The sequence below is a fragment of the Escherichia fergusonii ATCC 35469 genome, assembly GCF_000026225.1.
Taxonomy (GTDB): Bacteria; Pseudomonadota; Gammaproteobacteria; order Enterobacterales; family Enterobacteriaceae; genus Escherichia; species Escherichia fergusonii.
The window spans coordinates 4,255,043-4,281,021 of the sequence record NC_011740.1 but is presented as its reverse complement, the minus strand read 5'-3'; the positions used below and the strand labels follow the sequence as shown (position 1 = coordinate 4,281,021).

Annotated in this window: 21 protein-coding genes and 1 pseudogene; 9 read left to right on the top strand and 13 right to left on the bottom strand. The window is 49.1% G+C overall.

Annotated features, from left to right (window positions below):
- Nucleotides 1–101: 101 nt before the first annotated feature.
- The 3 genes and pseudogenes from eptA to pmrB form a co-directional block, all read left to right on the top strand.
- Nucleotides 102–1,745 carry a phosphoethanolamine transferase EptA gene (eptA, locus tag EFER_RS20815; protein WP_000475522.1) on the top strand — a complete coding sequence of 548 codons (1,644 nt, stop codon included), beginning with the start codon at nucleotides 102–104 and terminating at the stop codon, nucleotides 1,743–1,745.
- The gene (pmrA, locus tag EFER_RS20810) at nucleotides 1,742–2,413 is read left to right on the top strand and encodes a two-component system response regulator PmrA (RefSeq protein WP_000697902.1); all 672 of its coding nucleotides are present in this window, start codon (nucleotides 1,742–1,744) and stop codon (nucleotides 2,411–2,413) included. The genes eptA and pmrA overlap by 4 nt, the downstream gene beginning before the upstream one ends.
- Nucleotides 2,410–3,486: pseudogene (gene pmrB / locus EFER_RS20805) on the top strand (two-component system sensor histidine kinase PmrB); the annotation flags it as partial. The gene pmrA and the pseudogene pmrB, both read left to right, overlap by 4 nt.
- Here pmrB and pmrR read toward each other — a convergent pair.
- From pmrR to crfC, 4 genes are all read right to left on the bottom strand, one after another.
- The gene (gene pmrR, locus EFER_RS24680) at nucleotides 3,487–3,576 is read right to left on the bottom strand and encodes an LpxT activity modulator PmrR (RefSeq protein ID WP_169710673.1); all 90 of its coding nucleotides are present in this window, start codon (nucleotides 3,574–3,576) and stop codon (nucleotides 3,487–3,489) included. It lies immediately after the preceding pseudogene.
- A gap of 80 nt (nucleotides 3,577–3,656) precedes the next feature.
- Nucleotides 3,657–5,159: a glycine betaine/L-proline transporter ProP gene (proP, locus tag EFER_RS20800; protein ID WP_000914141.1), complete on the bottom strand. Its 1,503-nt coding sequence runs from the start codon at nucleotides 5,157–5,159 to the stop codon at nucleotides 3,657–3,659.
- A gap of 280 nt (nucleotides 5,160–5,439) precedes the next feature.
- Nucleotides 5,440–6,279, bottom strand: coding sequence for a diguanylate cyclase regulator RdcB family protein (locus EFER_RS20795; protein WP_000180152.1), 840 nt, complete (start codon nucleotides 6,277–6,279; stop codon nucleotides 5,440–5,442).
- Complete coding sequence (gene crfC / locus EFER_RS20790; RefSeq protein ID WP_000288527.1) at nucleotides 6,272–8,572, bottom strand: clamp-binding protein CrfC; 2,301 nt, start codon at nucleotides 8,570–8,572, stop codon at nucleotides 6,272–6,274. Before crfC ends, EFER_RS20795 begins: the two co-directional genes overlap by 8 nt.
- A gap of 413 nt (nucleotides 8,573–8,985) precedes the next feature.
- Here crfC and EFER_RS20785 point away from each other — a divergent pair, with 413 nt between their 5' ends.
- Nucleotides 8,986–9,321, top strand: a complete 336-nt coding sequence (locus EFER_RS20785; RefSeq protein WP_002431746.1) for a zinc ribbon domain-containing protein YjdM — start codon at nucleotides 8,986–8,988, stop codon at nucleotides 9,319–9,321.
- A gap of 63 nt (nucleotides 9,322–9,384) precedes the next feature.
- On the opposite strand, the gene EFER_RS20780 is transcribed toward EFER_RS20785, so the two are convergent.
- The 3 genes from EFER_RS20780 to soxR all read right to left on the bottom strand — a co-directional run bounded on the left by EFER_RS20780 (nucleotide 9,385) and on the right by soxR (nucleotide 13,580).
- Nucleotides 9,385–11,031 carry a Na+/H+ antiporter gene (locus EFER_RS20780; protein ID WP_000402191.1) on the bottom strand — a complete coding sequence of 549 codons (1,647 nt, stop codon included), beginning with the start codon at nucleotides 11,029–11,031 and terminating at the stop codon, nucleotides 9,385–9,387.
- A gap of 156 nt (nucleotides 11,032–11,187) precedes the next feature.
- Nucleotides 11,188–12,537 carry a guanine/hypoxanthine transporter GhxP gene (gene ghxP / locus EFER_RS20775; RefSeq protein ID WP_000106867.1) on the bottom strand — a complete coding sequence of 450 codons (1,350 nt, stop codon included), beginning with the start codon at nucleotides 12,535–12,537 and terminating at the stop codon, nucleotides 11,188–11,190.
- Nucleotides 12,538–13,115: 578 nt separating this feature from the next.
- Nucleotides 13,116–13,580, bottom strand: a complete 465-nt coding sequence (gene soxR, locus EFER_RS20770) for a redox-sensitive transcriptional activator SoxR (RefSeq protein ID WP_000412441.1) — start codon at nucleotides 13,578–13,580, stop codon at nucleotides 13,116–13,118.
- A gap of 86 nt (nucleotides 13,581–13,666) precedes the next feature.
- Here soxR and soxS point away from each other — a divergent pair, with 86 nt between their 5' ends.
- Together soxS and EFER_RS20760 are read left to right on the top strand one after the other, a co-directional pair.
- Nucleotides 13,667–13,990 carry a superoxide response transcriptional regulator SoxS gene (soxS, locus tag EFER_RS20765; protein ID WP_000019480.1) on the top strand — a complete coding sequence of 108 codons (324 nt, stop codon included), beginning with the start codon at nucleotides 13,667–13,669 and terminating at the stop codon, nucleotides 13,988–13,990.
- 243 nt (nucleotides 13,991–14,233) lie between these two features.
- On the top strand, nucleotides 14,234–14,515 hold the full coding sequence (locus tag EFER_RS20760; RefSeq protein WP_000201427.1) for a YjcB family protein: 282 nt from the start codon (nucleotides 14,234–14,236) through the stop codon (nucleotides 14,513–14,515).
- Nucleotides 14,516–14,613: 98 nt separating this feature from the next.
- On the opposite strand, the gene ssb1 is transcribed toward EFER_RS20760, so the two are convergent.
- On the bottom strand, nucleotides 14,614–15,150 hold the full coding sequence (ssb1, locus tag EFER_RS20755; protein WP_000168305.1) for a single-stranded DNA-binding protein SSB1: 537 nt from the start codon (nucleotides 15,148–15,150) through the stop codon (nucleotides 14,614–14,616).
- A gap of 253 nt (nucleotides 15,151–15,403) precedes the next feature.
- Between ssb1 and uvrA the strand changes: the two genes are divergently transcribed.
- A complete protein-coding gene (gene uvrA / locus EFER_RS20750; protein WP_000357763.1) occupies nucleotides 15,404–18,226 on the top strand; it encodes an excinuclease ABC subunit UvrA in 2,823 nt (940 codons plus the stop codon).
- 34 nt (nucleotides 18,227–18,260) lie between these two features.
- On the opposite strand, the gene EFER_RS20745 is transcribed toward uvrA, so the two are convergent.
- From EFER_RS20745 to aphA, 3 genes are all read right to left on the bottom strand, one after another.
- Entirely contained in the window at nucleotides 18,261–18,617 is a 357-nt protein-coding gene (locus tag EFER_RS20745) for an MmcQ/YjbR family DNA-binding protein (RefSeq protein ID WP_000155656.1), read from the bottom strand.
- A 3-nt stretch (nucleotides 18,618–18,620) separates the two neighbouring features.
- The gene (locus EFER_RS20740; RefSeq protein ID WP_000270379.1) at nucleotides 18,621–19,037 is read right to left on the bottom strand and encodes a secondary thiamine-phosphate synthase enzyme YjbQ; all 417 of its coding nucleotides are present in this window, start codon (nucleotides 19,035–19,037) and stop codon (nucleotides 18,621–18,623) included.
- A gap of 110 nt (nucleotides 19,038–19,147) precedes the next feature.
- Nucleotides 19,148–19,861: an acid phosphatase AphA gene (gene aphA, locus EFER_RS20735; protein ID WP_001226935.1), complete on the bottom strand. Its 714-nt coding sequence runs from the start codon at nucleotides 19,859–19,861 to the stop codon at nucleotides 19,148–19,150.
- A gap of 276 nt (nucleotides 19,862–20,137) precedes the next feature.
- Between aphA and EFER_RS20730 the strand changes: the two genes are divergently transcribed.
- Together EFER_RS20730 and EFER_RS20725 are read left to right on the top strand one after the other, a co-directional pair.
- Nucleotides 20,138–21,961, top strand: a complete 1,824-nt coding sequence (locus EFER_RS20730) for an ATP-binding protein (protein ID WP_000704409.1) — start codon at nucleotides 20,138–20,140, stop codon at nucleotides 21,959–21,961.
- On the top strand, nucleotides 21,951–23,309 hold the full coding sequence (locus EFER_RS20725; protein ID WP_000608870.1) for a sigma-54-dependent transcriptional regulator: 1,359 nt from the start codon (nucleotides 21,951–21,953) through the stop codon (nucleotides 23,307–23,309). Before EFER_RS20730 ends, EFER_RS20725 begins: the two co-directional genes overlap by 11 nt.
- Here the strand turns inward: EFER_RS20725 and EFER_RS20720 are convergent.
- Both EFER_RS20720 and EFER_RS20715 read right to left on the bottom strand, forming a co-directional pair.
- Nucleotides 23,298–24,371, bottom strand: coding sequence for an Ldh family oxidoreductase (locus EFER_RS20720; protein ID WP_024256570.1), 1,074 nt, complete (start codon nucleotides 24,369–24,371; stop codon nucleotides 23,298–23,300). The genes EFER_RS20725 and EFER_RS20720 overlap by 12 nt on opposite strands.
- A gap of 11 nt (nucleotides 24,372–24,382) precedes the next feature.
- A complete protein-coding gene (locus EFER_RS20715) occupies nucleotides 24,383–25,882 on the bottom strand; it encodes a DASS family sodium-coupled anion symporter (RefSeq protein WP_002431748.1) in 1,500 nt (499 codons plus the stop codon).
- Nucleotides 25,883–25,979: the final 97 nt, after the last annotated feature.

Sequence of the window (25,979 nt, the reverse complement as noted above, 5' to 3'; positions counted from 1 at the left end):
ACGTGTTATTGAAAGCTGTCTTTAAGCCAACCTTAAGATCTTAAGGTTGGCTTAATTTTACTCTGAAAAGATATCGCCATCTATTCGATGGAAAGACCGTAATGTTTAAGCTCCTGTTAAAAAGACCTTCTCTTAGCCTGACAAGCTGGCTACTTCTGGTTTCAGTCTATATTTCCGTGTGCCTGAACGTCGCCTTTTACAACCAGGTGATGCGGGTGCTGCCCCTCGATTCAACGCGTAATGTGCTGGTCTTCATCTCCATGCCGTTTGTCGCTTTTAGCGTGATCAATATAGTACTGACACTGGCGTCGTTCTTGTGGTTGCACCGCCTGCTGGCTTGTGTGTTTATTCTGGTTGCAGCATCAGCACAATATTTCATCATGACTTACGGTATCGTCATTGACCGCTCAATGATTGCCAATATCGTCGATACCACTCCCGCCGAATCCTTTGCATTAATGACACCACAAATGCTGCTGACTCTGGGTCTGAGTGGCATTCTGGCCGTGTTCATTGCGTGTTGGATCAAAATTACGCCAGCGCCATCACGGTTACGCAGCGGGCTAATTCGTGGTGCAAATGTACTGGTCTCAGTGCTAATCATTCTGCTTATTGCAGCCTTGTTCTATAAAGATTACGCGTCACTCTTTCGCAATAATAAAGAGCTGGTGAAATCGCTCAGCCCGTCGAACAGCATCGTTGCCAGTTGGTCATGGTACTCTCATCAGCGCCTGGCGCACTTGCCGCTGGTGCGTATTGGCGAAGATGCGCATCGCAACCCACTGATGCAACAAGGGGAGCGTAAAAACCTGACCATTCTGATCGTTGGCGAGACATCGCGGGCGGAGAATTTCTCACTTAACGGTTACCCCCGTGATACCAACCCTCGTCTGGCAAAAGATAATGTCGTCTACTTCCCGAATACTGCATCCTGCGGAACTGCGACAGCAGTATCCGTACCCTGCATGTTCTCAGATATGCCGCGCAAACATTATGATGAAGAACTGGCGCAGCATCAGGAAGGTCTGCTGGATGTGATTCAGCGTGCGGGTATCAATGTTTTGTGGAATGACAATGATGGTGGCTGTAAAGGTGCCTGTGACCGTGTGCCGCATCAGAATATGACTGCACTGAATTTGCCCGGTCAATGTATTAACGGCGAATGCTATGACGAAGTGCTGTTCCATGGGCTTGAAGATTACATAAATAATCTGCAAGGCGATGGCGTCATCGTGTTACACACTATTGGTAGCCACGGCCCCACCTACTTCAACCGATACCCACCGCAGTTCAGGAAATTTACCCCCACCTGCGATACCAACGAAATCCAGACTTGTTCGCAGGAACAACTGGTGAATACCTATGACAATACGCTGGTGTATGTTGACTATATTGTTGATAAAGCGATTAATTTTCTGAAAGCGCATCAGGACAAATTCACCACCAGCCTGGTTTATCTCTCAGACCACGGGGAATCTCTGGGGGATAACGGTGTTTACCTGCATGGGTTGCCATATGCCATCGCCCCGGATGTGCAAAAACAGGTACCGATGCTGCTCTGGCTGTCAGAGGACTATCAAAAACGCTATGGTGTCGACCAGAGTTGCCTGCAAAAACAGGCCGCGACACAGCATTATTCGCAGGACAATTTATTCTCAACCATGCTGGGACTTACGGGCGTACAAACATCGTATTACCAGGCCACAGATGATATTTTGCAGCAATGCCGGAGAAACGCTCGATGAAAATCTTAATTGTTGAAGACGATACATTGTTACTACAGGGATTAATCCTTGCTGCGCAAACCGAAGGTTATGCCTGCGACGGTGTTTCAACGGCTCGCGCTGCCGAGCAGTTTCTGGAGAGCGGGCATTACAGCCTGGTTGTGCTCGATCTCGGCTTGCCCGACGAAGATGGCCTGCACTTTCTTGCTCGTATCCGGCAGAAAAAACACACTCTGCCAGTTCTGATTCTGACTGCACGCGACACGCTCACTGACAAAATCGCCGGGCTGGATGTCGGTGCAGATGATTATCTGGTGAAACCCTTTGCGCTGGAGGAGCTACATGCCCGCATCCGCGCCTTGTTACGCCGACACAATACCCAGGGTGAAAGTGAACTCAATATTGGCAATCTTAAGCTGATTATGGGACGACGCCAGGTGTGGATGGGGAATGAAGAACTGATCCTGACGCCAAAAGAGTACGCGCTGCTGTCGCGGTTAATGCTCAAAGCAGGTAGCCCTGTACACCGGGAAATTCTCTACAACGATATTTATAACTGGGATAACGAGCCTTCCACCAACACGCTGGAAGTGCATATCCATAACCTGCGCGACAAAATCGGCAAGGAGCGAATCCGCACCGTGCGCGGTTTTGGCTATATGCTGGTTACCTCTGAGGAAGCTAAGTGAATCTGAAGCGCTTTTTGAATCACCCAATGACACTCCGTCAACGGCTGATGATCACCGTTGGGCTGATTTTGGTTGTCTTTCAGCTTATTAGTTCTATTTGGCTATGGCATGAAAGCATTGAGCAAATTCAGTTTTTCGAGCAAGCCATCCGCGACAACCGTAATAATGACCATCGTATTATGGAAGAAGTCCGTGAGGCAGTGGCCAGCCTGATCGTTCCCGGCTTGTTTATGGTGGGTCTGACACTGTTTATTTGTTATCAGGCCGTTCATCGTATTACTCGCCCACTGGCTGAGTTGCAAAAAGAGCTGGATGCCCGCACGGCAGATAACCTGGCTCCTATTGATATTCAAAGTTCGACTCTGGAGATTATGTCAGTGGTGACGGCGCTGAATGACCTTGTCACTCGCCTGACCAACACGCTGGATAATGAACGGTTATTCACTGCTGATGTCGCTCACGAGCTGCGCACTCCACTGGCTGGCGTGCGCCTCCATCTGGAGTTACTGGCAAAAACGCATCATGTGGATGTATCCCCTCTGTTGGCACGCCTTGATCAAATGATGGCCAGCGTCTCGCAGCTACTACAACTGGCGCGTGCCGGGCAGTCATTTTCTTCGGGCAATTATCAACAAGTAAAACTGCTTGAGGATGTGATTGTGCCTTCTTACGAGGAGCTAAGCACCATGTTGGATCAACGCCAGCAAACGCTGTTACTCCCGGAAAGTGCAGTTGATTTTGTGGTGCAAGGAGATGCAACGTTATTACGGATGCTGTTGCGAAATCTGGTGGAAAATGCGTACCGCTATAGCCCACAAGAAACCAGTATTACGATTTATCTCGATGATGCTGATGATGGTGTCATTATGGCGGTAGAAGATGAAGGCCCCGGCATTGACGAAAGTAAATGTGGGGAACTGAGCAAAGCATTTGTGCGCATGGACAGCCGCTATGGTGGAATTGGCCTGGGATTAAGTATTGTCAGCCGCATTACGCAACTGCATCACGGGCAATTTTTCCTGCAAAATCGTAAAGATGCCAGCGGCACAAGAGCCTGGGTCAAGTTAAAAAAATCAGTAAGTCACAAACCAGATATAGAGAAAGCTGCTGACCACCAGCACGCTAAACACAGTCGTTAAACTTTCATAAACACGGTTTTTCATGACACTCTCCTCCGTTGAACTGGAGGAGAGTATGCATCCTGGAGATTAAGTGAACCTTAAGCGTGCAGCATCGCGTCAGGTTACTCCACTATGCGCGGATGTTGCTGCACCAGGCGAGAACGTTTCGCCTGCAAATCGGCAATTTCGAGATCGATATCATCGATTTTCTGCTCAATATTATCGTAATGCTCACCAAGAATTTCCTTCGCTTCCTGCAAGTCTGACGCCGCTGGTGTCGCACCTTTCAGCGGACGATTCGCCGTCTCTTTCATGGTAATGCCAGTAATTAAACCAATCACCGCCACCACCATCAGGTAGTACGCTGGCATCATCAAATTATGCGAGCTTTCCACCAACCAGGCTGCTGCGGTTGGTGTCAAACCAGCAATCAATACCGAAATATTAAACGCAGCTGCCAGTGCACTGTAGCGAATATGCGTCGGGAACATCGCCGGAAGCGTGGAGGCCATGACCCCGGTAAAACAGTTGAGGATCACCGCCAGCATCAACAGCCCGGCAAAAATCAGGCCGATAATATTACTATTAATCAAAATAAACGCCGGAATCGCCAGCACAAACAGCGCAATACTGCCGAGAATAACAAACGGACGACGGCCAAACCGGTCGCTAAGCAGCCCCATCACTGGCTGCACAAACAGCATACCGATCATAATAGCGATGATAATCAACACGCCGTGATCTTCCGAGTAATGCAGGTTATGCGAAAGATAACTCGGCATGTAAGTCAGCAACATGTAGTAAGTGACGTTCGTCGCGATCACCAGACCAATACATGCCAGCAAACTACGCCAGTGTTTAGTGGCGATCTCTTTAAATGAAACTTTTGGGCCATCCTGCAAACCTTCACGGTCGCCCTGCTCCAGTTTCTCAACATGTTGCTGGAACGCGGGTGTCTCTTCCAGCGCATGACGCAAGTAAAGGCCAATAATCCCTAACGGCAGAGCGATAAAGAACGGAATACGCCAGCCCCAGTCGAGGAAATTCTCCTCGCCAACAATGGTCGAAATAAGGACCACCACGCCTGCCCCCAGCACAAACCCGGCAATGGAACCGAAGTCCAGCCAGCTGCCCATAAAGCCACGTTTACGGTCAGGAGAGTATTCCGCAACAAATATCGATGCCCCGGTATATTCGCCACCGACGGAGAAACCTTGCGCCATCTTACAGAGCAGCAACAGGATCGGCGCCCAAATACCAATGGAGGCATAGGAAGGAATTAAACCGATACAGAAAGTACTGACCGACATAATCACAATGGTGATCGCAAGGATCTTCTGGCGACCATATTTATCGCCCAACATACCGAAGAAAAGTCCGCCAAGCGGTCGAATCAGAAAGGGAACGGAGAAAGTGGCAAGTGCGGCAACCATCTGCACGCTGGGGTCGGCTCCCGGAAAGAACACTTTACCTAATGCGTAAGCAACAAAACCATAAACACCAAAATCGAACCATTCCATTGCGTTACCCAGCGAGGCTGCGGTAATGGCTTTTCGCAATTTTCCGTCATCGATAATCGTGACATCACGAAGCGTAATGGGTTTTACTTTTTTCTTTTTCAGCATAGCTGTCCTCGCAGACTAAGCCCGAGTACGCACACGCCAAATGACTCAGCGTGGCGTCCGCTAACGGTAAGCGGGAATTGCAGGGTGCAATCGTTGAAACAAGCGTAGCAGGTTTACTTACACGGTCCGGTTAAGGACTGTACAACCGAACCTGTTGACGCCTGAGGCGGGCGGTTAATGACCTTTTTACCCTACCAGCGTTTAAATTTGTGATCAACTTCACACCAAAAACCGTATTCAATTTCAGTGGTGTAAACAATTATTCACAATGAGTTTACAGTTAAAACATTTCCTCAATCATGGCAGCTGCAAGACGCCCGGCGGAACAGAGCCGGGGCATCCCCGACGCAACGTTTTGCCAACGCTGACTCACCGACCAGCACACCGGATGTTTGTCCACATCACACCAGTCACCCATCCAGCTTAATAACTCGCTATATTCCCCTTTCCCGTTCATCGGCGTTATCCAGTGGTGATAAAAATGGCGTGTTGCAGGCGCGGCATGAATACTGAGTGCCAGATACTCCGTTGCCATCGAACGCAAATTATCAATCAGCAGGGTCGCCACATCAGGCCCCGCCAGACGACAAGCATCGCCAAACGCTCCCCAGCGCAGCTCCTCCAGGGCGATAAAACAGCGCCCGGACAAAGACCATGTGTCATACACACCTGCACGCCAGCGCGTGAAAATTTGCTCGCAGTGGTTACCCGCCTGAACTGTCAGCCCACGCTGCATCAGTGCTTTCTCTTTCCAGGCACAACGGGCTACGAATTTTTCATGAAGCAGGATAAGCATTGGGTAATGCAGTGCGCCTGGGCTTTCTGTATTCAACAGATGCTGCAAACGCTGGTTAATCAGAGTGAGTGCCAGATGCCCGGGATCATGTATCGCGACCAGTTTTTCCATCAATTGCAGTGACATCGCCAGTTGCTTTCTGTAGACACCGGGCGCAACCCACTGTTGTTGCGTTTGGACAAGGATCTCCTGCGTTAAACGCTGGCGAAACTGCTGCTGCGGCATCTCACCCGTAGCGTCATCATCCTGTAGCAGCGAGACCATAAACTTTGGCTGCACCGATTCCAGTACGCGTCCAGGCCCGGTCAGTATCGCGTTAGTCATCATTATGCCCGGTTAATAAAAGTGTCTGGATATCATCACGAAGCAAACGGGCATCTTCGAACATCCATCCGGTAGAGGAAATTGTCTGTTTTAACTGTTCTCGTAACACATTGAGTGCTGATTCATTGTGCTGACGCACAACCAGGCTTTCGCGCAGGTTTTGCTGAATTTCAGCCAGTTCGCGCGTGAAATCGCTAAAGAAAGCTGCCATTGCGGCGGTAACAGAAACATCGATGTGAGCGGTTAAAGCTTTGCTGATTTGTTGGCAAAACAGTTGAACATAGTCTGCCAGGTGTTGGTGCAGGCGTGTTATTTCCAGGGTATAGCGTCTCTTCTCTTTGAGATATTCGTTACCACTCCAGTCTGGTTGATTTAACCAACGGGAGAAGGTTTCACGCATTCGTCCCTGGCGATCAGGAGGAGCTTCCTCCGCTATCGCCTCCACGAAAAATGGCCGGATATTGAAGTTAAATATCGTTCTGTGCAATGGTGCTAAACGTATACGGGCATGAAATCCTGAATGATTCAACGCTGATACCACCCGCTGTTCAATGGGACGCACGGCTTCAGTTAAGGTCCGGTTAAGGGTCGATTCCAGTTGGGTGAATCGAAGCGTCATATCACGGCTAATCTCGTCCTGTGCCGCCAGCAAAACGCCTTCACACGACGCGCGAATTTTACTTAGCACGATCTGCGCCTGGCCTTCGTCGGGTAAGACTAAGGTCTCGTCAGTGATGTCTGCTTGCGGCAGCCAGCCTTCTCGCATGGCCTTATCGTGAACATTTTTCCGATTAAACAACGCGACGAACTGACGCAAAATATCGCTCTGGCGTTGCTGCAAATAGTGGTCCGCAGCTGCCAGCGCCAGCACGATTTCATGGTTAATTTCATCGTTAACCTGCATCTGATTCACTTTCAATAACTGCAAATCATCTTCCAGCTGTGCAATGTGCTGCTGTAACTGTTCAGTGGCCACACTGAGTGCTCGCTCACGAAAATTAAGCGAATCACGTCTCGTTTGCGCATAATTCAATATCTTATGTGATGCCGAGCGCAAGGCAAAAAGCGAGGCGTTTGCATAAGCTGCGTGAAGTAATGCCTGAATGGGGCATTCCAGTAGCGAATCCTCCCACAACTGGTCAGCAGCCTGGCGAATAGCGGTGCTATCGGTCAAATCAGTATTACGCCAACGCCTGCCCAACGCTGCATCTGCAAAGTCTCGCACCCAACGCTGTTCATCAGGATCCGGTAATCGCCCATATTGCTGTAGTTCGTACCGTGCACGATTCGCCAGATACCCCCACATCGACGACACTGGAAAAATTTGCCCTGGGGAAATCGAGCCCTTCATCAGCGTGCCCGATATTAATGCTTTGACTTGATCTTCATCATCACTGTTACGATCTTGTTGATCGAATTTATTCACTAACGCATACAACGGAACCAATTTTCCAACAGCGGCAATTGTCTGGCGGAGATCTTCATCCGACACCGATTTAAGTTGCGTGTAATCCATAATCGCCAGTACCGCAGATGCTCGCGCCAGTTGCTCTCTCAGCATTTTTTGCAGGTGAGGTTGCCCGGCTTCGTTTGGCCCAGGTGTATCGAGAAGCGTCAATTGCCCCGGATAATCTGCACGCCCGGCGAGATGAACAAACTCCACTTCTATTACTGGAATATGTTCAAGGGTGGCATAGTCGGTAAAGGGAAAATCCACCCGTAGCGCTTTTGATAAGCGCACCAGATCATTAAGACTTTTCAGACACTGAAAAATAGGCTGTGCGCCAAGATAATGCTTTTCGAACCCCAGCCCGGTTTCTATTCGCTGCAGCAATGCCTGCATATCTTTATCGATCTCAAGGACTTCGGTCAGATAAGCATAATCACAAGTGTGCATTCGCTGTTGCAACTCCGCCATTAACTGATCGATAGGGGCAACGTGTGAAAAATGCAGTATGGGATCTTTTTGCCCTGGAGTATGGCGAATAAGAGTAGGAAGCGCGGTCATTGGCCGGTTGCGGTTAGGTAATACTTCTGTGCCAACAATGGCATTGATTGTCGTCGATTTACCTGCTTTCATCGTGCCTACAATGGCTAACACCATTTCAAGCCGCGTCACTTTGCATAACTCGTTTTGCAGCATTTCTCGTTGGGCTTTTACTTCAGTTACCGTGGGTACACCCGTATCTTGCTGGCTGGCAGATGAATGTTGCGCGCCATCAAGCTGTTCAATGGCTAGCAGCAATAATCGCTCAGCCTCCTGGCTTAATTCATATATTGTTTGTGTGTACATAAAATACTTCCTTAACGCAAATTTTAATTATTTTACTAAGCCGTTTATTATTAATATTGTGTTTACAGCTTTGATAATTACGCCTGGAATTAAATAATTTAACTAAGTTTTTGTTATATATGGCTTTATGGTTATTCAGTAATAAATTCTATAATTTATGATTGTAATAAAATCATATGCAAGACATCAAATTACTTATAAATGACAACCATAACGCAAATAATAAAGATAGGCAATTTAAGGTCTAAAATAATTTATTTACATCTTTTTCTCATTATCGGCCCCAAATAGCGTAACCTTAAATCAATAATTATCCCCGACAACTACAGGGATTTTGTGTATAATTGCGGCCTTTTGCGGCAATCTGCCCCATTTTAGGTGCTTTTGCCCTACTGACTTTTGAGGAAATCACCATGTCATTACCAAACTGCCCTAAATGCAACTCCGAATACACCTATGAAGATAACGGCATGTATATCTGCCCGGAATGCGCTCACGAATGGAACGATGCAGAACCGGCACAAGAAAGCGATGAGCTGATCGTAAAAGATGCGAACGGCAATTTGCTGGCAGACGGCGACAGCGTCACCGTTATCAAAGATCTGAAAGTAAAAGGTAGCTCTTCAATGCTGAAAATCGGTACGAAAGTGAAAAACATTCGTCTGGTTGAAGGCGACCACAACATTGATTGCAAAATCGATGGTTTTGGCCCGATGAAGTTGAAATCTGAATTTGTGAAGAAGAACTAATCTCACCACCTACTGATTAAAAATGCCGGAGGGCGTATTAACGCCCATTCCGGCAGATTAAATTTATTGATTCTCTATCAATAACGCTTCCAGCAAATCCAAATCGTGCAACAGCTTTTGCAGCGTCTCATTACTGATCTCACGTGTGGCGCGCAAATGGTAAAGTTCAGCTCGTTCAGAGCGTAATGCGGCCAGGCGGAAACGGCGCTCAAGGTTTTCCTCCTGTAACGACGTTTCTACATTGTTTCGCCCATCAGCACGACGCCGCAGGTTACCAATAACACGCGAACTCACTTCCGTAAGTAGCTGCGTATCAATGTTCTCCTCGGTATCTGCCGCCAGACGTTCTTCCATTTTCTGGATCGCAACAATTGCGACTTCTGCAGTCGCTGCGCGGGCGATACGCTCTTCTTTCAGTTGCTGTGAGTGATCAGCAACTTCAATATGTTGCAACAGGATCGGTAACATCACCACGCCGACAAACAACGAGAAGAGGATGACACCCGCCGCAAGAAACACCAGTTCGTAGCGTGCCGGGAAGACATTGCCATCCGGCAATAACAGCGGTATTGAGAGCACACCCGCAAGGGTAATCGCCCCACGCACGCCGGCAAAAGAAGCGATCAGGATTTCGCGCGTACTCCACGAACCAAACTCCATCGGTTTCTTCTTCAGGAAGCGCTTGCTGAGTTTTTTCATCGTCCACAGCCAGCCAAAACGCACCAGCATTAGAGCGACATAAATCAGGACGATATCCATAAACAACATCCAGACTTCGACGTTGGGATCGGCCTCTGCAGCAATCAGTGAGGTTTCCATAATTCCTGGCAATTGCAGCCCTAACAGCAGGAACACCATGCCGTTAAAGACAAACTCCAGCATCGCCCAGGTACTGTTAGCACGCAATCGCATTGCCAACGGCGCCCGGCGCATTACTCCAGAGCGAGTAATCGTCATCCCGGCGGCGACCGCAGCCAAAATGCCAGAAACACCAATATGTTCTGCAATCAGGTAAGAGGCAAACGGCAGCAAGAACAGCAATACTATTTGCGTTGCCGGCTCATCACCACCCCAGCGGCTCAGGAAGCGCAGTGAACGCCCATACAACCAGCTCACCACAAAGCCCGCAAGAATGCCGCCAATGGCGACTTTAAGAAACTCAACGGTGGCACCACCAACAGTAAACACCATTGTGCCCATCGCCACCGCAACAGCAAATTTCAATGACACCAGACCAGAGGCGTCATTCATCAACGCTTCGCCCTGCAAAATGCCCATGATTTTTTTCGGGATACGCCCTTCACCGACAATCCCCGAAAGAGCGACCGCATCAGTAGGAGAAAGTACCGCTGCCAGGGCAAAGGCTGGAATCAACGGGATCCCCGGCACCACCCAGTAGATGAGAAAACCGATACCGACCACAGTGACCAGTACCAGCGCAAGTGCCAGGCCAAATATCTCTCGCCCGTGTTCCAGAAACTCTCTGGTTGGTGTTTTCCAGCCATCAGCAAACAGCAGTGGCGGGATAAATAACACCAGGAAAAGTTCGGGATCGAACTCCACATGCAGGCCAAACGTTGGCCACGCCAGTAGCGCACCAATGGCAATTTGCATTAATGGAAGGGGGACCTGGAAGGGCAGTACACGTGTGACCACCCCGGACAGCGAGACCACAAGGGTCATGATGAGTATGGTAAAGAAAATTTCCATGCGTTCCCTGTTTGCAATGTTTCTTATGATCAGAGAAAGGCGTTATGCCTGATTTCTCGCGTTTTCAGAATATCGCAAAAGCTCCCGCGATGTGCGCAGAAAATAGAAACGGGCAGCAAAAGCCGCCCGTTTTCGGATTTCTGTATAAAATCAGAATCAGATTGCCCAGCCTCCTGCATAAAAAGCAACCAGAGCGACAGCAATCAGGACTGTACCAATGTTCAGTTTACGCCATTCACCGGAAACCAGACGACCAATCACCAGCGTCGCGAAGCCAATCATAATGCCGGTCACGATATTACATGTCAGCACGATAAACACCGCTGTCACCAGGCCTGCCATCGCATCGACAAAGTCAGCAAAATCAATTTTCGCCACGTTGCTCAGCATCAGCAAGCCAACGTACATCAGCGCCGGAGCTGTTGCATAACCCGGCACAAGATAAGAAAGCGGAGAAAGGAACAGTATCAGCAGGAACAATACGCCCACGGTGATCGCCGTCAGACCGGTTTTACCGCCTGCTGCCGTACCTGCGGCCGATTCGATATAAACCGCAGCTGGAGCGGCCCCAACCAGACCAGAGAAAACGCTGCTCAGGGAGTCGGTTGTCAACGCTTTCCCGCCGTCGATAATTTGCCCGTCTTTATCCAGCAGATTCGCCTGTCCGGCAACAGCCCGGATTGTCCCGGTGGCGTCAAAGACTGCGGTCATCACCAGTGCCAACACGCTCGGCAGAACCAGTGGATTTAGCGTGCCCATAATGTCCAGGCTGCCAATCAGTGAATTACCATTTTCATCGCTCAGCGACGGCATGGCGAAAACACCGGAGAAATGCACATTAGGATCGAAAATCAGACCAACAATAGAGATCCCGATAATGGTCAGCAGAATGCCGCCCGGTACTTTCAGTTTTTCCAGGCCGATAATCACCGCCAGACCTACCAGTGACATAATCACCGGGAAAGTGGCGAAATCACCCAGCGCAACAGGCAAACCATCCAGTGGGTTTTTGATAACCAGGCCAACACCGTTGGCTGCGATCAATAACAGGAACAGGCCGATACCAATCCCCGTACCATGCGCCACACCTTGCGGTAAGTTACGTAAAATCCAGCTACGGATACCCGTGGCGGAAATTACCGTAAACAGCACCCCCATCAGGAATACCGCACCCAGCGCCACCGGAACACTAATTTGTTGCCCTAACACCAGACTGAACGCAGTAAATGCGGTCAGGGAAATCGCACAGCCGATAGCCAGCGGCAAATTAGCCCACAGCCCCATCACAATCGAGCCGATTCCCGCAACCAGACAAGTAGCAACGAAAACGGCTGCTGGCGGGAAGCCCGCTTTACCCAGCATTCCCGGAACGACGATAACGGAGTAGACCATCGCCAGGAAGGTCGTTAACCCGGCAACCACTTCCTGACGGACAGTGCTTCCACGTTGTGAAATTTTAAACCAGGCGTCGAGTGAACCGCCGGTACGCGCTGATGGCGTAGACATAGAAAACATCCCCTGAGAGTTTATTATTTCGTCGGTATGCGAGGTGGACAATCCACTGCCAGCGTCACGTTATCTTCCTGGTCCAGGTTTGCGACAATAAGGGGCGTCACAAAAAAGCAAACGTTTAGCTCCGCGCATACAAAACGGGTGATAAAAAAAAGCAAACGATTATCCAGCGATCAAAGAGGCATTTTCAACCTGATATTGCGATTTTTTTGCCCTTTCCTTATACCCGTGATGAAAAAAAACACAAGCGATGCGCAAACGTTATCGTCGGTGCGCAATGTTGCAACATTTTTCCTGCGATTAAGTAGCAAATCGATCGATAAAATCGACAAACTGTGAATTTCGTTGCGGCAAAAAATTGCGCAAGATAGCGCAAATTTTGCGGCTAAAAAGAGTAAGAGTTGGCTGGCGAATATTCGGAGGTGGCATAAAATTAAAATATCAACGCAAGCCGGAACCTCCACCACGTGCTCGAATGAGGTGTGTTGAAGTCGGGGGAAACCCTCCCGTGAACCAACGGGATAGAGAGAAAGACAAAGACCGGAAACAAACTAAAGCGCCCTTGTGGCGCTTTAGTTTTGCTCCTCTTCCAGCAAGCGTGCTCCAGTCCCTTCTTCTCCTAAACGGTCACCGGGGTTACGCAACGGACAGTCACTTCGGGAAAGACATCCGCAACCAATACAGCCGTCAAGTTCATCACGCAACGCCACCAGTGTATTGATGCGCCGATCCAACTCATCTCGCCATTGGGAGGAGAGTTGTTTCCACTCTTTTGCACTTAATGTGTGCCCTTCCGGTAAAACGCCAAACGCTTCGCCAATGGTTGCCAGAGGTATGCCAATCCGCTGCGCAATCTTGATGATTGCGACATAACGCAACACATCGCGCTTGTATCGCCGTTGATTGCCACTATTGCGAATACTGGTTATCAGCCCTTTGCTTTCATAAAAATGCAGTGCTGAAACTGCAACACCACTACGTTTTGCCACCTCACCAGGTGTAAGCAGGGATTTAATACGCGGTAATTTCTTTTCCATAAATCGCTTTACCTCAAGTTAACTTGAGGAATTATACTCGCCCACAGACTAAACGACGAATCGAACACTGAAAAAGAGGCAGCTTTATGTCCCATCAGCAAATTATTCAGGCACTTATTGAATGGATTGATGAACATATCGACCAACCGCTGAACATTGATGTGGTCGCTAAAAAATCGGGTTACTCGAAGTGGTATTTGCAGCGGATGTTCCGCACAGTGATGCACCAGACGCTGGGTGAATATATTCGCCAGCGCCGTCTTTTACTGGCCGCCGTTGAACTGCGCACGACTGAGCGCCCCATTTTTGATATTGCTATGGATCTGGGCTACGTATCTCAGCAAACTTTCTCCCGCGTATTTCGCCGCGAATTTGATCGTACACCCAGCGATTATCGCCACCGCCTGTAAACCTGATGTCCGCCGGTATGATGGCGGGCATTCTCACCCCCGCCTCACCACCACAAATTGATGTTTTTCCAGGCTCCATGCTGGCGAACAAATAAACCAATGTGATATAGTTCACAAAATAATGAAACTAATGAATGTTTCATTACATTCAATGTGAACGCCCGTAGATAGCCAGAGTGTAAAGCCTCTTTAGTGAGCAACGCCGCGCTGTCCAGGGCCTGCGAACTTCAGAGGATTTCTTTCATGGCGACCATAACCACTGGCGTGGTGCTTCTTCGCTGGCAGTTACTGAGTGCGGTTTTGATGTTTTTGGCCAGTACGCTCAACATCCGTTTTCGCAAATCTGATTACATCGGACTGGCAGTGATCAGCAGCGGGCTTGGTGTTGTATCAGCATGTTGGTTTGCCACAGGCTTGCTGGGCATCACGATGATGGATATTTCTGCCATCTGGCACAATATTGAATCAGTGATGGTAGAAGTCATGAATCAGGCGCCACCCGAATGGCCAATGATTATGACCTGATATGTAGAAGCCTCCATAACGGAGGCTTCTTTTTTATGGCTGGCGGATGCTTTAATCATCCACATTAAAACAATATAACCTATTGTTTTAATGACAAATCAGAACGGAATATCGTCATCAAAGTCCATCGGCGGCTCGTTAGACGGCGCTGCCGGAGCGGACTGCTGCGGGCGAGACTGCGCGCCGCCGCTGAACTGATTACCACCCTGCGGCTGCTGAGGTTGACCCCAACCACCCTGCGGCTGACCACCACCGATATTGCCACCTGCAGGTGCGCCACCGCCCTGACGGCCGCCCAGCATCTGCATGGTGCCGCCAACGTTTACCACAACTTCAGTGGTGTAGCGATCCTGACCGGATTGATCGGTCCATTTGCGGGTACGCAGCTGACCTTCGATATAAACCTGAGAACCTTTACGCAGATATTCGCTGGCTACTTCTGCCAGTTTGCCGAACAGCACAACGCGGTGCCATTCAGTCTGCTCTTTCATCTCGCCGGTCGCTTTATCACGCCAGGATTCGGAAGTAGCCAGCGTAATGTTGGCAACAGCGCCACCATTTGGCATGTAGCGTACTTCCGGGTCCTGACCCAGATTACCAACGAGAATAACCTTGTTTACGCCTCTGCTGGCCATGTTCGTGTCTCCTGAAAAAAATCGTTCTGAATAAGTGTAAACGCGCGATTGTAGCATTACCAATAGCGGTTTTACCACGATGTGACCTCGGTTCCGGTAAACAAACATGGCCCGACATTGTTACACAGCACTCTGGGTTTTGCATTCCAATACTGTATATTCATTCAGGTCGATTTGTGTCATAATTAACCGTTTGTGATCGCCGGTAGCGCCATGCCGCCGGGCAAGAGAGTGTTTAATCCGGGAAAGGTGAATGGATAAGATCGAAGTTCGGGGCGCCCGCACCCATAATCTCAAAAATATCAACCTCGTTATCCCCCGCGACAAACTGATTGTCGTCACCGGGCTTTCGGGTTCTGGCAAATCCTCGCTCGCTTTCGACACCTTATATGCCGAAGGGCAGCGTCGTTACGTTGAATCCCTTTCCGCCTACGCGCGGCAGTTTCTGTCACTGATGGAAAAGCCGGACGTCGACCATATTGAGGGGCTTTCTCCTGCCATCTCAATTGAGCAGAAATCGACGTCTCATAACCCGCGTTCTACGGTGGGGACCATCACTGAAATCCACGACTATTTGCGTCTACTGTACGCTCGCGTTGGTGAGCCGCGCTGCCCGGACCACGATGTTCCGCTGGCGGCACAAACCGTCAGCCAGATGGTGGATAACGTGCTGTCGCAGCCGGAAGGTAAGCGTCTGATGCTACTGGCGCCAATCATTAAAGAGCGTAAAGGCGAACACACGAAAACGCTGGAGAATCTGGCAAGTCAGGGCTACATCCGTGCGCGCATAGATGGCGAAGTCTGCGATCTTTCCGATCCGCCGAAACTGGAATTGCAAAAGAAACATACCATTGAAGTGGTGGTTGATCGTTTCAAGGTGCGTGACGATCTTACCCAACGTCTTGCCGAGTCGTTTGAAACCGCGCTGGAGCTTTCCGGTGGTACAGCGGTGGTTGCCGATATGGACGATCCAAAAGCGGAAGAGCTGCTTTTCTCAGCCAACTTCGCTTGCCCAATTTGCGGCTACAGTATGCGTGAACTGGAGCCGCGACTGTTTTCGTTTAACAACCCGGCGGGTGCCTGCCCGACCTGTGACGGCCTTGGCGTACAGCAATATTTCGATCCTGATCGTGTGATCCAAAACCCGGAACTGTCGCTGGCTGGCGGTGCGATCCGTGGCTGGGATCGCCGCAACTTCTATTATTTCCAGATGCTGAAATCGCTGGCAGATCACTATAAGTTCGACGTCGAAGCGCCGTGGGGCAGCCTGAGCGCGAACGTGCATAAAGTGGTGCTGTACGGTTCAGGCAAAGAAAACATTGAATTCAAATACATGAACGATCGCGGCGATACCTCCATTCGTCGTCATCCGTTTGAAGGCGTGCTGCACAATATGGAGCGCCGTTATAAAGAGACGGAATCCAGTGCGGTACGTGAAGAATTAGCCAAGTTTATCAGCAATCGCCCGTGCGCCAGCTGCGAAGGAACGCGTCTGCGTCGCGAAGCGCGCCACGTGTATGTCGAGAATACGCCGCTGCCTGCTATCTCCGACATGAGCATTGGTCATGCGATGGAGTTTTTCAACAATCTCAAACTCGCCGGGCAAAGAGCGAAGATTGCGGAAAAAATCCTCAAAGAGATTGGCGACCGCCTGAAATTTCTCGTTAACGTCGGTCTGAACTATCTGACACTTTCCCGCTCGGCAGAAACGCTTTCCGGCGGTGAAGCCCAGCGTATCCGTCTGGCGAGCCAGATTGGTGCGGGCCTGGTTGGCGTGATGTACGTGCTGGATGAGCCGTCTATCGGCCTGCACCAGCGCGATAACGAACGCCTGCTGGGTACGCTTATCCATCTGCGCGATCTTGGTAATACCGTGATTGTGGTGGAGCACGACGAAGACGCGATTCGCGCGGCTGATCATGTGATCGATATCGGTCCTGGTGCGGGTGTACATGGCGGTGAAGTGGTCGCGGAAGGTCCGCTGGAAGCGATTATGGCCGTGCCAGAGTCGTTAACCGGACAATACATGAGCGGCAAACGCAAAATTGAAGTGCCGAAGAAACGCGTTCCAGCGAATCCGGAAAAAGTGCTGAAGCTGACAGGCGCACGCGGCAACAACCTGAAAGACGTGACGCTGACGCTGCCAGTTGGTCTGTTTACTTGCATCACAGGGGTTTCAGGTTCCGGTAAATCGACGCTGATTAACGACACACTGTTCCCGATTGCCCAACGCCAGTTGAATGGTGCGACCATCGCCGAACCGGCACCGTATCGCGATATTCAGGGGCTGGAGCATTTCGATAAAGTGATCGATATCGACCAAAGCCCAATTGGTCGTACTCCGCGTTCTAACCCGGCGACCTATACCGGCGTGTTTACGCCTGTGCGCGAACTGTTTGCGGGCGTACCGGAATCCCGTGCGCGCGGTTATACGCCAGGACGTTTCAGCTTTAACGTCCGTGGCGGACGCTGCGAAGCCTGTCAGGGCGACGGCGTGATCAAAGTGGAGATGCACTTCCTGCCGGATATCTACGTACCGTGCGACCAGTGCAAAGGCAAACGCTATAACCGTGAAACGCTGGAGATTAAGTACAAAGGCAAAACCATCCACGAAGTGCTGGATATGACCATCGAAGAGGCGCGTGAGTTCTTTGATGCCGTACCTGCACTGGCGCGTAAGCTGCAAACGCTGATGGATGTTGGCCTGACGTATATTCGCCTCGGGCAGTCCGCAACCACACTTTCTGGTGGTGAAGCCCAGCGCGTGAAGCTGGCGCGTGAGCTGTCAAAACGCGGCACCGGGCAGACGCTGTATATTCTTGATGAGCCGACCACCGGTCTGCACTTCGCCGATATTCAGCAACTGCTCGACGTACTGCATAAACTGCGCGATCAGGGCAACACCATTGTGGTGATTGAGCACAATCTCGACGTGATCAAAACCGCTGACTGGATTGTCGACCTGGGACCGGAAGGCGGCAGTGGTGGCGGCGAAATCCTCGTCTCCGGTACGCCAGAAACCGTCGCGGAGTGTGAAGCATCACACACGGCGCGCTTCCTTAAGCCGATGCTGTAATCGCAAAGGCCGCTTTCTGAGCGGCCTTTTTCTTTCAGAGTTGCGCCAGCAATTTACGTTTTTCTTCCGGCAGCAAATTCACCGCCTGCTGATAAGACGCATCCACCAGATAATAGATTTGCGAATCCGGCAGCGATCCGTCGAGATACACGGTGCTCCAGTGTGCTTTGTTCAGATGGCGGCTGGGGCGCACATCACTGTGCTGCTGTCGTAGCAGCTCAGCCAGCTCCGGGCTGGTTTTCAGCGAAACGGCCGGGCGATTTTCAACCTCTTTCACCATCGCAAAAAGCACATCTTCAACTTTGATCTGCGTCGCTTTCCAGTCGTTATGCACGCTCTGTTCTGCGCCTGGTTTTGCCATGCAATATTGTAGCAACTCCGAAATGGTCATTTTTTACTCCCCTTGTAGTGTCGCGATGATGCGACGCGATCCGCCGTGGATACGATGTTCCCCCAGCCAGATGCCTTGCCAGGTGCCGGTCTGAATACGCCCTTTATGCACCGGCAATACAAGCGATGTTCCCAACATTGAGGATTTGATATGAGAAGGCATATCGTCTGCACCCTCATAGTCATGCTCATAATTTCCGTTATCGGGAACGGTGCGGAGGAAAAAACGCTCCATGTCGTGGCGTACGGTGGGATCGCAGTTCTCATTAAGTGTCAGAGAGGCGGAGGTATGTTGCAGCAACAGATGCAGTGAGCCGATGTTAACGCGCGGCATATCAGCCAGCTGATTCAGAATTTCATCCGTTACCAGATGAAACCCACGAGATTTGGCGCTAAGCGTGAGCGTCTTTTGATACCACATGTGCTGCTCCTTGATAAAACTCTCTTAATCAGTTTGCAGCAAGACAGCGAAAGGATAAAGGTGTGATTAAAAAAACAGCATTCGGGAGAGCATCACGCTCTCCCGCTCTGTCAGTATTCTGAATTGACGATCACCTCTTCACCAAACGCCCCCGCTTGTGGCAAGGGTTTGTAGGTAGAGTTGGAGGCGCGTAGAATGCGGATACCACGAGCGCCAACATCGCGTGCGGCGGTAATATCGTTATCGGAATCGCCATAAAAAATTCGGATATTTTTATCCTGCAGCCATTGCGATTTTGTATTTTGCCCTGGTTTATCGCCCGCAAAAATTACTGGATTCATGTTGGTGGCAGGAATGTGAAAATTATCCGCCAACGTTTTTGACACCGTTTCTGTTTTCGTCGGGCTACGACCAGTCACAAAGAAGATCGCGTCACCGCGGCGTACATGCATATCAATCAACTGACGAGCGACCTCTTTTGGAATGCTGAATTCATCCCAGCCATTGTTCATTTTTTCCCAGAATACAGGATTTTTCAGATAATCTTCGCTTTCTGGCGAGAAGGTTTTTTTGCCACGCCAGAAGCCCGGACTGGAAAAAAGCACCGTGTCATCAATATCAAACCCCACCGCTATCGGTGGACGCCCTGTGAGGCTATTTTCAATTTGTGCGACTGAAACCCAATGAACAGGAGCCTGCTCTGCGAGTCTGGCAACGTTAGTACCAGGGTTAAGCGGTGAAGGTGAGGAGGCCAGGGCAACAGCGGAACTGTTTAGAGCGAACAATAAGCAAACGGCACTCAATGCCTGTGTGATCTTGCGCATATTTTTCCCTAAATAATCAGTTTGTTGGATTTTTTATTATGTGATTTGTTGAAAAAACCATCTGACCATAACGCCAGCAGCAAGGGAAAGGAAGGATTATCTGCGGTTTTGTTAGAGAAAAAGAGCACGATCACATTTGGAATACCTGTGCGATAAACCACACATTGCCACGGTTATTCTGCTTACACATTCACACAATGACACTCTTTTGGTTCTCGCGAACATTCTTCAGGGAATATACTGAGGTTAAATATAAACACATTCAATGGATGATGAATGAAAATATCGTGGAATTATATATTTAAGAACGAATGGCGATTTCACATTACAAGCATTTCACTTTTTCTTATCATGTTAGCGGTTTCAATCGCTTTTTTGCACTTGCGTTTTATAACATTATCCGGCACCGATAAAATGCGGCTTGAAATGTATAAGTCCACATTATATTCCACCATCGAGCAATTTTATGTTTTACCCTATATGCTCTCAACAGACCATATCATCCGTCAGGCAGTAATTACGCCTGCCGATATGATGTCCAGCGAGCTCAATCAACGAATTGCTCATTTCAATACACAACTCAAAACCGCTGCAATATTTATTCTGGATACCCAAGGTAAAGCCATCGCTTCCAGCAACTGGCAGGAACCCGGCAGCTATGTGGGGCAAAATTATAGCTATCGCCCCTATTATAAACACGCCATGTCTGGCTTAAATGGACGCTTTTACGGTATCGGCAGCACCACGAATACACCAGGTTTTTTCCTCTCTACAAGTATTAAAGATAAAGGAAAAATTGTCGGTGTTGTAGTAGTTAAAATAAGTCTTAATGAAATTGAAAAAGCCTGGTCCGAAGGTCCTGAAAACATCATCGTTAATGATGAACATGGGATTATATTTTTAAGTTCAAAATCGCCATGGCGAATGAGAACGCTGCAACCGTTACCTGTTCAGGCAAAACAAAAACTACAATCTACCCGTCAATATAGTCTCGACAATCTTTTACCGGCGGATTATTACCCTTGTTATACCGTTAGCAATTATACTTTCCTGAAAGATAAAAAAGAACAACTCTGCTTATTTCCAAAATATTATACACAGCAAATCGCCATTCCAGAATTTAACTGGAAAATGATAATTATGGTTCCCTTAGATAACCTGTACTGGTCATGGGCTATTTCGTTAGTTATAACACTAATTATTTATCTGCTCTTTTTGTTATTTATTAAATACTGGCGAATGCGATCCCATGCACAACAATTATTAACGCTGGCAAATGAAACATTAGAAAAACAAGTTAAAGAGCGTACATCTGCCCTGGAATTGATCAATCAAAAATTACTCCAGGAGATGAAAGAACGCAGTCAGGCTGAGCAAGTATTACAAATTACGCGCAGTGAACTGGCAGAGTCCAGCAAACTGGCGGCACTTGGGCAGATGGCAACCGAAATTGCCCATGAGCAAAATCAACCATTAGCTGCCATTTATGCTCTTACGGATAACGCGCGTATTATGCTGAAAAAAGAGATGTATCCGCAGGTTGAACAGAATCTGAAACATATTATTTCAGTGATTGAACGGATGACACAGCTTATATCCGAGCTTAAAGCATTTGCCTCACGCCATCGCGTACCAAAAGGTTCTGCCGATGTCATCAAAGTAATGTATAGCGCCGTGGCGCTACTTAATCACAGTATGGAAAAAAATAATGTTGAGCGGCGAATAAAAGCGCCCTCCATGCCATTATTTGTCAATTGCGATGAACTCGGACTTGAGCAGATATTCAGTAATTTAATTAGTAACGCCTTAGATTCTATGGAGGGCCGTCCTAATAAAAGACTGGATATTGCCATTCGCCAAACCGATAACAAAGTCATTATTACACTTAAAGATAGTGGCGCAGGGTTTGCTCCACAAGTTATCGATCGTATATTTGAACCTTTTTTTACTACTAAACGCAGAGGAATGGGACTGGGGCTGGCGATCGTCAGCGAAATTGTCCGAAATTCAAGCGGTACTATCCACGCCAGTAATCATCCTGAAGGCGGCGCGGTGATGACATTAACCTGGCCAGAATGGCGAGAAGATCATGATAAATAAGTCCGATGACATTACCATTATTTATATTGAAGACAGCGATGATGTCCGATTTGCCTGTGAACAAACGCTCACGCTGGCTGGTTATCGTGTTATTTCCTGTTGCGATGCAGAACACAGCTTTCCTTTAATCCAAAGCCTGCAAAATATAATTGTCCTCACTGATGTCAGGTTGCCGGGTATCTCAGGACTGGAGTTATTAAACTATATCAATGAAATGGACAACAAGATTCCAGTCATTTTAATTACCGGGCATGGTGATGTGGAAATGGCTGTTGAGGCGATGCGTAATGGCGCGTTTGATTTTATTGAGAAACCCTGTAGCTCAGATAAATTACTCAGTATTATTGCCAGAGCAGTAGAAAAGCGACGGCTGGTTTTAGAGAATCAGCAATTACTGGCGAATCTGCAACAGGAAAATGGCCCGGTGCTGATTGGTCGTAGTCCGCAGATGCAGCAATTGCGTAAAATGATCCTTAATGTCGCAGATACCGGTGCCGATGTCCTTATTTATGGTGAAACAGGTTGTGGTAAAGAAGTCGTCGCCAGAATGCTGCATCACTGGAGTACCCGCCGTCAGGGGCAGTTTGTTGCCTTAAACTGTGCAGGCTTACCAGAAACGCTGTTTGAAAGCGAAATATTTGGTCATGAGGCGGGCGCATTTACCGGTGCGGTTAAAAAGCGTATTGGAAAAATTGAACATGCAAATGGTGGTACGTTATTTCTCGATGAAATAGAGGGAATGCCATCAGGGATGCAGGTAAAACTGCTGCGTGTATTGCAGGAAAGAACCATTGAACGATTAGGTGCCAATCAATTAATTCCGGTGAATTGCCGTGTTATCGCAGCGACCAAGGAAGATTTACTGCGTCGCAGCGAAGAACATCTGTTTCGCCTCGATCTCTATTATCGTCTGAATGTGGTTAACCTGAATATTCCACCTCTACGCCAGCGACGAGAAGATATCCCTGAACTGTTTTACTGGTTCGCCAGTCAGGCGGCACAAAAATATAATCGCCCTCTGCCTGATATTTCTCCCATGCTACTGGCCTGGTTGCAATCACAAAGTTGGCCTGGCAATGTACGTGAACTTAAACACAATGCAGAGCGTTTTGTTCTCGGTTTACTGACCCACCACCAGCCAGTGCCAATGACTCAGCAAGAAGAGAGTGGCCTTACCGCCTGCATTGATGCTTTCGAGAAAAAGTTAATCGAAGATATGCTGCGACAAACGGAAGGCCAGGTCAGTTTGACAGCGCGGCTATTACAGCTGCCGCGCAAGACTTTATATGACAAACTCAACAAACATCAGATTCAACCGCAAGTTTATCGACCAGAATCATCCAGCTAATGCTGATTCCTGAGGATGTAACCCCAAATCGATACCTTTGCGGGCGTAATGTTCAACTACCCAGGACCAGAATGACACCGGGATCGTAATCATCTTCGCATTGCGTTCCCGGTTGGCAGCTTCTGGCATACCGGGGTAAATCACCGGATTGCCGCCAGGTTGAGGCTGCGTGGCTAACAGATAATTCGCAAAGAACAGCCCTTTCTCCCCTGCCAGATCGGTGAATTGATCAGGATCGATGACCAACGCAAAAAGATGATTATGCGCAGATCCATCCGCCTGATGATCTTCGGCGATCGTGTCACCACCAGATAAGATCCCCGCCATCATTTCAATCATCAGTGCCAGGCCAAATCCTTTATGCTCACCAAATGGCAGTAACGCCCCTGGAGGATTGCTGAATAACACCCCAGGATCATTGCTTGGATTCCCCTGTGCATCGATCAATTGTCCCGGCGCGGCCTGCTTCCCGGTGGACGACATTACCCGTGCTTTATTTAGCGCCATGCTACTGGTGGCAAAATCAACCAGAATCGGCGGACGCCCATCACTGAACGGCCAGGCAAAGCAGAAAGGGTTAGTGGTCATACGCGGTTCCGCACCGCCCCAGGGCGCGACCAGTGCCGGACGCCCGGTGACGTTACTCATGGCCAGCATCGCCAGGCCTTGATCAGCAACCATTTGCCCGTAATGCCCCATACGCCCTAAATGATGCGCATGGCACAACGTTAACAGGCAAAAACCGCGGTGTTTTGCTTGTTCGATGGCAGCATTTACCGCCACTTTTCCGGCGTGTTGACCAAAGCCATTGTGGGCATGAAAACGTTGTAAATTACCTTCACTTGTTAAGCATTCCGGGCGGGCATTCGCGGTTACATCGCCACGAGCGATATTTTCCAGATATTTCGGTAGCAGCGTGACGCCGTGGCTGGCAAAGCCATAACGTTCAGCTTCAATCATATGTTCTGCCACATCCTGAGCGATATCAGCATCGCAGCCATTAAGTTCCAGCAATCCGGCCGTCAACCAACGCACTTTTTCTACCGCAATTTGTAATGACATCGTTGGTTTCCTCACATCAGTCCCAGGATCTTCCACCATGTGGCGGCAAACAGCAGTAATAGCAGGTAGCCGATCACTGTCAGGTACAGTCCCACACGAGTAAACTGGCGTGGCGTGAAGGTATCTGTACCCATACACACCATATTTTGTGGCGCGTTAATTGGCAGAATGAAGCCAAAACTGACACTGAAGGCCAGCAAAATGGTCATGCCGACCGGGTTAACACCGAGTTCTGGCGGCAGGCTGCTTAACAGACTAATCAGGATAGGCAGCAAAGCAGCAGTTAATGCAGTAGCGCTGGCAAAGCCCAGATGGATGATGATCAAGAAAGCCGCGAGAATCGCGAAGATGGCTAATGATGGCAAGCCGTCGAGACCAAAACCTTTCACCACATAGTTCGCCATCCATGAAGCTGCCTGTGTATCAAGCAGCGTGGACCCCAGACTGATACCAATACCAAACATCAGCAACGTGCCCCACTGCACACGTTTTTCGACCTCTTTCCAGCTCATTACACCGATGCCAGGCAGCAACATAATCGCCAGTCCGGCAAGGGTGACAGAGGTGGTATCAATACTGTGTAATTTTCCGCCAGTAGACCAAAAGAGCAGTAACAACAGCGAAATACCGATCAAGCGTTTTTCTTTACCGGTGGTTGGTCCTAACTCTGCGAGTGCTTTTTTAATGGCATCGCTCCCCCCTTCAACAGCTTCCGTTTCTGGCGGCAACAATTTACGTGCGAGGAAATAGAGGATCACCGACATGGTGAGGCTCCAGGGCGCGCCCGCTAACAGCCAGTCAAGCCAGCTGACAGAATGCCCGGCGCCGAAAGTTTTATTGATAAAACCGATAGAAAGCAGGTTTTGCGCCGCCGATGTTTGAATACCAACGTTCCAGATACTGGTCGCCTGGGCGATAACAATCATCATTGACGCCGCTAAACGTGAATGTTTATCCACCTTAAATGCCGCAATGACGCCCATCATAATCGGCACCACGCAAGCCGTACGGGCAGTGGCACTGGGTACGACCAGACTCAGGACGATGGTCACCACAATGGCACCGATAATAATGCTACGGCTGCTGGCACCTATTTTCGACATAGTAAATAGCGCAATGCGTTTATCCAGCCCGGTAATGGTCATTGCCGCCGCGATAAACATTGCTGCTGCCACCAGCGCCAGAGCAGAATTAGAAAAACCCGACAGAGTCATTTTCAGCGCTTTCGCGGTGCCAAGGATCGTGTCCGGGTGATTCATATCCGGGGCAAAACCAACCATAAAGATAATCAGTGCGGAAATAACAATTGCACTGGCGGTGTAATCCATCGCTTCGCTGATCCAGACAATAATGGCAAACACCAGAATGGCGATCATATTTTGTCCGGCGACGGGCAATGTATCGCCCAGTGGCAGAAGGGTAATAATAATTCCGGCAATGATCGCCAACCACAGGCCGGGATTAGGGATAATTCGACGCTTTTGTGACGCGTCATGGGATATTGATGACATATTCACCTCATTGTGAAAAATAAAAAACCTGCCTGGCTATTGCAGGAGCTATGCCATCTTTAATTTTTTAATAATGCTTTGTTATTTAATGATTTAA